Below are 7,305 nucleotides of genomic sequence, written 5' to 3'. Positions count from 1 at the left end.
TTATAATAAAAAATTCCTAAAATCAAAATCTTTTTGTCCCAGACTCTTTTTTTGAGGCTCTTTTGTCTTATTCCTGTTTCCATTGACTATATTATGCTACACGAAAAATCCACTCAGTTGTCTGAGTGGATTAGGTGTATTTAGACTCTTAGTCTTTATTTTCGTATGGTAAGATCAAGTTCAAGATGATTCCTGTCATGGCTGATAGGGCAGTACCTGAAAGTGTAACTGGACCGAGTTTAAGGATAGCTCCTCCAAGTCCAAGGACCAACATAGCACTTGCGATGATTAGGTTACGCATTTGAGCGAAATCAACACGTTCTTTAATCAAGACTTTCAAACCGTTGCTGGCGATAACCCCATAGAGAAGGATTGACATACCACCAAGTACAGAGTTTGGAATAGTTGAAATCAAAGCAGTGAATTTACCAAGGAAGCTAAGAGCAATTGCGATAAAGGCAGCGTTACGGATAACTGAGACAGAAGCGATACGAGTCATACCGATAACCCCTGTATTTTCTCCATAAGTTGTATTGGCTGGTCCACCAAGGAAGGCAGAAACTGAAGTTGCGATACCGTCACCAAGAAGAGTACGGTGAAGACCTGGTTCTTTCAAGAATTGGCGGCCACAGATTTGACCCAAAACAGTATGGTCACCGATATGTTCAGAAATTGTTACGATAGCGATTGGCAAGATGGCAATAGTTTCTGGACCAAAGTAAAGATTGTATTCTTTAAAGGCACCACCAGTGCTAAATGGCAAGTAGAAACCAGGAATTTCGAACCAGTTGGCTTGAAGAACTGGTGTAAAGTCAACCAAACCAAGAGTTAGTGCGAAGAGGTAACCACCGATAATGGCAAATAGGAATGGAATGATTCGTAGGAAGCCTTTTCCCTTTGTATTGATAAAGGCAGCAATCAAGAAAGTAACAACTGCTACAAGAGCATTTTTCCAATTTCCGTCCGCTACAAGTCCAGCGTTAGTAACTGCTGAACCTGCCAGTCCTAGACCGATAACGATAATCATAGGACCGATAATGATTGGTGGTAAGAGTTTATCAATCCATTTTGTACCTGCAAAACGAACACCAGCAGCCACAAGGACATAGACCAAACCAGTCAAGATAACCCCTGTTTGGGCAGCAGATACATCACCACCCATTTCTTTCATAGCCAGTGACATAGCTGTGATAAAGGCAAATGAAGAACCTAGATAAACTGGAACTTTAAATCCAGTTGAAATCATGTAGATGAGTGTTCCAACACCTGAAGCAAAAAGGGCAACAGATACAGGCATTCCCAAAATCAAGGGTACCAAGATGGTTGCACCGAACATGGCGAAAACGTGTTGGAAGCTAAGGAGAATTCCTTTTCCAGCTGAAGGACGTTGGTTAACGTCTAGTAACAAATCAACAGTTGATTCTTGTTTCATATAAACCTCACTTTTGGGCATCAAAAAAGAGCCCATTATTTTACAGCAATAGGCCCTCAGAGTAAGACTTCTTTAAAATCTAGACTTTAAAGAGTTTCAAATATTTCTGCGTCTTCGTCACCTCACGGGATGACATTAAAAACCTTTGCTTGTGATAGTATAGCAAAAATTACAAACTTTGTAAATATTTTTTTACTAAAAAGATTAAAGCGGGCGTTTATTGGGCATGCCAGCCTTACGTGGATATTTATTTGGTGTTTCTTTTTTCTTTTCTACTACTGTGATGTAGCGCGGATCTCCATTAGGTAGAGCGTAGCTGAGATTGTCTTCGACCTTACTAAAAAGGAGGTTGAGGGCATTCTTAGCTTCTAATAATTCCTCAGGCGCATTGCTGGCCTTGAGTGCCAATAGTTTTCCGCCAACTTGCAGGTAAGGAATTGTCAATTCAGATAAAACCTGCATGCGGGCAACCGCACGAGCTGTTACAAAATCATATTGAGCACGGAAGTTCTTATCTTGGGCAAAATCTTCGGCACGTCCATGGTAGAAATGAACATTGTCTAAATCCAGTTCTTGAGCCAACAGTTGGAGGAAGTTGATGCGCTTATTGAGTGAATCAATGATGGTCACATCTAACTGAGGATAGAGAATTTTCATTGGTAGACTAGGAAATCCTGCCCCAGCACCGATGTCAAGAAGTTTGATAGTTTCATTGGGAATCAAACCTTGAAGAATGGGTGCAATCGAATCGTAAAAATGTTTGAGATAAACTTCTTCCTTGTCCGTAATAGCTGTTAAATTAATCTTTTCATTCCACTCGACCAAGAGTTCAAAATAACGATCAAATTGTTTTTTTTGCTGGTCCGAAAGTGGAATATTTTGCTCGGCAAGCAAGTTGTAAAATGTTTCTGATTTCATAGTTATTTCCTTCTTTAGTATCATCTTATTTTACCACAATCATTAAAAATTTGATATACTGGTACTAATCTAAAAGTAGAAAGGACTTATATAATGACTTGGATTATTCTTGGAGTTATCGCTCTTATTGTTATTTTTGTAATTGTTAGCTATAACGGTTTGGTTAAGAATCGTATGCAAACAAAGGAGGCTTGGAGTCAGATTGATGTTCAGTTGAAACGTCGAAATGATCTCTTGCCAAACTTGATTGAGACTGTAAAAGGTTATGCTAAATATGAAGGTTCTACCCTTGAAAAGGTGGCAGAACTTCGCAATCAAGTTGCTGCAGCGACTTCACCAGCAGAAGCTATGAAAGCTAGTGATGCCCTCACTCGTCAGGTTTCAGGTATTTTTGCTGTTGCAGAAAGCTATCCAGATTTGAAAGCTAGTGCCAACTTTGTTAAATTGCAAGAGGAGTTGACAAACACAGAAAATAAAATTTCATACTCTCGTCAACTTTACAACAGTGTTGTCAGCAACTACAATGTAAAATTAGAAACTTTCCCAAGCAATATTATCGCTGGAATGTTTGGATTTAAAGCAGCAGATTTCCTTCAAACACCAGAAGAGGAAAAGGCAGTTCCTAAAGTTGATTTTAGCGGTTTAGGTGACTAAGATGTTGTTTGATCAAATTGCAAGCAATAAACGAAAAACCTGGATTTTGTTGCTGGTATTTTTCCTACTCTTAGCTCTGGTTGGCTATGCGGTTGGTTACCTCTTTATGCAATCTGGACTTGGTGGTTTGGTTATCGCACTGATTATTGGCTTTATCTATGCCTTGTCCATGATTTTTCAATCGACTGAGATTGTCATGTCTATGAATGGGGCGCGTGAGGTTGATGAGCAAATGGCACCAGACCTCTACCATGTAGTGGAAGATATGGCTATGGTGGCTCAGATTCCTATGCCCCGTGTTTTCATCATTGATGATCCAGCCTTAAATGCCTTTGCGACAGGTTCTAATCCTCAAAATGCGGCGGTTGCTGCGACTTCAGGTCTCCTAGCTATTATGAATCGTGAAGAACTAGAAGCTGTTATGGGACATGAAGTCAGTCATATTCGTAACTACGATATTAGAATTTCGACTATTGCCGTTGCCCTTGCCAGTGCTATCACTATGCTTTCTAGTATGGCAGGTCGTATGATGTGGTGGGGTGGAGCAGGTCGCAGACGAAGTGATGATGACCGAGATGGAAATGGCTTAGAAATCATTATGCTCGTAGTTTCTCTACTGGCTATTGTGCTGGCCCCTCTTGCTGCCACCTTGGTACAACTAGCTATTTCTCGTCAGAGGGAATTCCTAGCTGATGCTTCCAGTGTCGAGTTGACGCGCAATCCTCAAGGGATGATTAATGCTCTACGTAAGTTGGACAACAGTAAACCGATGAGTCGTCCTGTCGATGATGCCAGCAGTGCACTTTATATCAATGATCCCAAGAAAGGGGGAGGGTTCCAAAAACTCTTTTATACCCACCCACCGATTTCAGAACGGATTGAACGTTTAGAACATATGTAAAATGTGCCTATACAATCCTAAAAAATGAGCATTTTCGTAGTTGGAGATGCTCATTTTCTTATATAAGGAACTCAGAAATCAATTTGTTATGATACAACTTATATTCTTCGAAAATCTCTTCAAACCGCATCAGCTTCACCTTGCCGTACTTAAGCCCAGCCTACGGCTAGCTTCCTAGTTTGCTCTTTGATTTTCATTGAGTATTAGAATTTCTTTAGGAAACTTCGTTCAGAACACATGATATATCGAAGAAGAATCTAGCATCTATGCAAAATGTAAGATGGCAACTGATCTCGTTTTTCGAAAATTAGAGAATATTTTTGGCGTGCTCAGAGTGTGTGTTAGAGACAACTAGACCAGCATAGTAGAGCTTGAATTCATTTTCACGAGCATGGATTTTACAAATCAGCTATTCAAAAACCACACAGTTGTTTTCAGCTTGATTGTGAGTAAAACTGAAATCACTGAGCGGTTTTATTTAGAATCTGGTTTTTGTCCAGCCTCTTTTATAGGCGATTTCGGAAAACTTCGTACATGAGAATGGCTGCAGCAACACTGGCATTGAGACTTTGAACATGTCCATTCATCGGAATGGTAATCATCTCATCAACCTGTTTTTTGATGTTGCTAGAGATGCCTTTTCCTTCATTTCCGATGATGAGGGCAATTTTCCCTTTTGTATTCCACTTGTGGCAAGGAGTCCCATTCATATCTGTTCCAAAGGTCCAGAAGCCTTCATCCTTGAGTTTATCTAAGGTTTGACTGAGGTTGGTTACTCGGGCAATCGGAACGTGTTCAATAGCACCTGTGGCCGTTTTGGCAACGACAGGAGTTACTCCCACAGCACGGTGCTTGGGAATGATGACACCTGAAACATTGGTCGCATCAGCGGTTCTTAAGATGGAGCCTAAGTTGTGAGGATCAGTTAACCCGTCCAGAATTAATAGCAAAGGATTTTCTTCTTGGCGTGTTTTGGCAAGGATGTGATTCAGCTCGCTATAGGCAAATTCAGACACTCGTAGAACAAAACCTTGGTGGACAGCACCTTCAGTCATCTCAGAGAGGGATTTTTTTGAAGTCCAAGAAATGGATACCTTCTTTTCTGTAGCTAGTTCCTTGACTTTCTCAACGTTCTTACCTCGGAGATCTTCTTGGAGGTAGAGTTTGTTTCCAGTGTTTGCAAGGAGGGCTTCGGTAACGGCGTGGACGCCATAGACAATATCATTTGTTTTCATGCCTCTATTATAACACAAAACCCCGTCTTGCAACGTGATTTTCTTTATTCTAGAATTAGTAAACCATCTTTAACTGCAAATGGGTCTTTTTCATTGATACGATCGTAAAACATGATTCCGTTAATGTGGTCAATTTCATGCTGAACAACGATGGAGTTGTAGCCTTTGAGCTTGATACGGTGCTTTTCTCCATCCTTGTCAAAGTAGTCAACAGTAACGCGGGCATGGCGAACAACATAGCCAGGCACGTTGCGGTCAACAGACAGACAACCTTCTCCTTCGCCAAGAGCAGCGTCTTGAACAGAGTGAGAGACGATTTTTGGATTGTACATAATGGCTTGCAAATCGTAGGCTTCCTCTGGAGTTTCTCCTTCTTCAACAATATTTGGCACCAAAACAGCGATAATGCGTTTTGAGATATCCAACTGAGGAGCAGCAAGTCCAACCCCACCGCGGAGCCCCATCTTTTCAGCCATGACAGGATCTTGGGAATGTTTGAGGAATTGCATCATCTTTTCGCCAAGAATGATTTCTTGGTCAGACAAGGGAAAAGTGACTTCCTCAGCAACTGCGCGAAGAGTCGGATTCCCCTCGCGGATAATATCTTTCATATCAATTAAGTGAGCAGCTTTTGTAATACGTTCTATAGCAGACATTTTCTCTCCTTTCATTACCTCTACATGATATCACAAAATGACAAGGATTGAAAGCATTACGGCATCGAGCTTTTATAGAAAATGCCTTTTAGGTTCGATTCAATTGTGAAAGAAATACTTATCTGTGTTATAATAAAAAGAAAAGGCTTGCATTAGAAAGTAGGGAGAATGAAGATGCAAAGAAGACAAGATAGACATAAACGTGGACCAGTTTTTCGATTTGTGAAAGGTTTGGTTAACTTTTTTAGACGTTATCGTAAGTGGAGTAACAAGGGATTTGTGGCGGTACTCTTGCTAGCAGTTGCTTTATCAATGGGCTTGGTTTTGTTGTTTGAAAGCTTCAAAGGCATGCCTATGACCAGTCAAAAACGAGATACTATTTCTCAAGAAGGAACTAAGAAAAAGTCTCAGGAGCAGGAAGAGGAAAAAACTGCTAGAATTATGGCTCATGGTGATTTGCTTTATCATGATATTCTTTACTTTTCAGCAAAAAAGGATGATGGAACGTATGATTTTCATGAGAATTTTGAGTATGTTACTCCTTGGCTTAAGCAAGCAGACTTAGCTATTGGTGACTTTGAAGGAACCATTAATAAGGATCATTATTTAGCAGGTTATCCTCTCTTTAATGCTCCTGCTGAAGTTATGGATGCCATTAAGGATGCAGGTTATAATGTTCTAGATTTAGCTCATAATCACATTTTGGATTCGCAAATTGAGGGAGTTATTTCAACGGCCGATATTATTGAGAAAGCTGGAATCACTCCAATCGGAGTTTATACGCATGAGCCACGTGATCAGGCTCCGCTGGTCATTAAGGAAGTGAATGGTATCAAGGTTGCACTTTTGGCTTATTCTTATGGATTTAATGGAATTGAGCAAAATATTTCTCAAGAGGATTATAATCACTATCTTTCAGATTTAGATGAAAATAAAATGAAGTCTGAAATTGAACGGGCGGAAAAGGAAGCAGATATCACCATTATCATGCCACAAATGGGTGTTGAGTATCGCATAGAACCGACTGAAGAGCAAAAGGCTCTTTATCACAAGATGATTGATTGGGGAGCAGATATTATCTTTGGAGGGCATCCACACGTAGTTGAACCGTCTGAAATTGTTGAAAAAGATGGGGACAAGAAACTCATTATCTATTCAATGGGGAACTTCATTTCCAATCAACGAATTGAGACCATGCAAGGGGTAGAAAATGCTAAGTGGACTGAACGTGGCGTTCTCATGGACGTGACCATTAAGAAGAAGGATGGAAAAACAACTATCGGAACAGCTAAAGCTCATCCTACTTGGGTCAATCGAACACCAAAGGGAACCTTTTCACCAGAAGGCTATCCTTTATATCATTATCAAACCTATATCTTGGAAGATTTTATAGAGGGTGGCAGTCATCGTGACCAATTAGATGAAGCGACTAAGGAACGAATTGATACAGCCTATAAAGAAATGAACGAACATGTGGGATTGAAGTGGGATTAGCTTGAATCCAGAGGG

At 40.4% G+C, this 7,305-nt stretch carries 7 protein-coding genes; 3 read left to right on the top strand and 4 right to left on the bottom strand.

All coding sequences use genetic code 11. The features are described 5' to 3' along the window. Positions 1–148: 148 nt before the first annotated feature. Both O3636_RS06750 and rsmG read right to left on the bottom strand, forming a co-directional pair. Positions 149–1,432 (bottom strand): solute carrier family 23 protein, encoded by a 1,284-nt coding sequence (locus tag O3636_RS06750; RefSeq protein WP_180947926.1) that lies wholly within the window; start codon positions 1,430–1,432, stop codon positions 149–151. A gap of 204 nt (positions 1,433–1,636) precedes the next feature. Next, the gene (gene rsmG, locus O3636_RS06745; RefSeq protein WP_261055447.1) at positions 1,637–2,350 is read right to left on the bottom strand and encodes a 16S rRNA (guanine(527)-N(7))-methyltransferase RsmG; all 714 of its coding nucleotides are present in this window, start codon (positions 2,348–2,350) and stop codon (positions 1,637–1,639) included. A 93-nt stretch (positions 2,351–2,443) separates the two neighbouring features. Between rsmG and O3636_RS06740 the strand changes: the two genes are divergently transcribed. Next, positions 2,444–3,004, top strand: coding sequence for a LemA family protein (locus tag O3636_RS06740; RefSeq protein WP_000219822.1), 561 nt, complete (start codon positions 2,444–2,446; stop codon positions 3,002–3,004). 1 nt (position 3,005) lies between these two features. Further along, a complete protein-coding gene (gene htpX / locus O3636_RS06735) occupies positions 3,006–3,905 on the top strand; it encodes a zinc metalloprotease HtpX (protein WP_000895737.1) in 900 nt (299 codons plus the stop codon). Between the two features lie 506 nt (positions 3,906–4,411). On the opposite strand, the gene rlmB is transcribed toward htpX, so the two are convergent. Together rlmB and def are read right to left on the bottom strand one after the other, a co-directional pair. Next, positions 4,412–5,140: a 23S rRNA (guanosine(2251)-2'-O)-methyltransferase RlmB gene (gene rlmB / locus O3636_RS06730; protein ID WP_138703006.1), complete on the bottom strand. Its 729-nt coding sequence runs from the start codon at positions 5,138–5,140 to the stop codon at positions 4,412–4,414. Positions 5,141–5,184: 44 nt separating this feature from the next. After that, entirely contained in the window at positions 5,185–5,796 is a 612-nt protein-coding gene (gene def / locus O3636_RS06725) for a peptide deformylase (protein ID WP_001272936.1), read from the bottom strand. 174 nt (positions 5,797–5,970) lie between these two features. On the opposite strand from def, the gene O3636_RS06720 reads away from it, so the two are divergent. Then, entirely contained in the window at positions 5,971–7,290 is a 1,320-nt protein-coding gene (locus tag O3636_RS06720) for a CapA family protein (RefSeq protein ID WP_023944300.1), read from the top strand. Positions 7,291–7,305: the final 15 nt, after the last annotated feature.

Origin of the sequence: Streptococcus sp. 27098_8_76 (assembly GCF_041432315.1) — a bacterium.
In the GTDB taxonomy this organism is placed as follows: Bacteria; Bacillota; Bacilli; order Lactobacillales; family Streptococcaceae; genus Streptococcus.
Note: the sequence above shows the minus strand (reverse complement) of the source record. Positions and strands in the feature narration are given on the sequence as shown.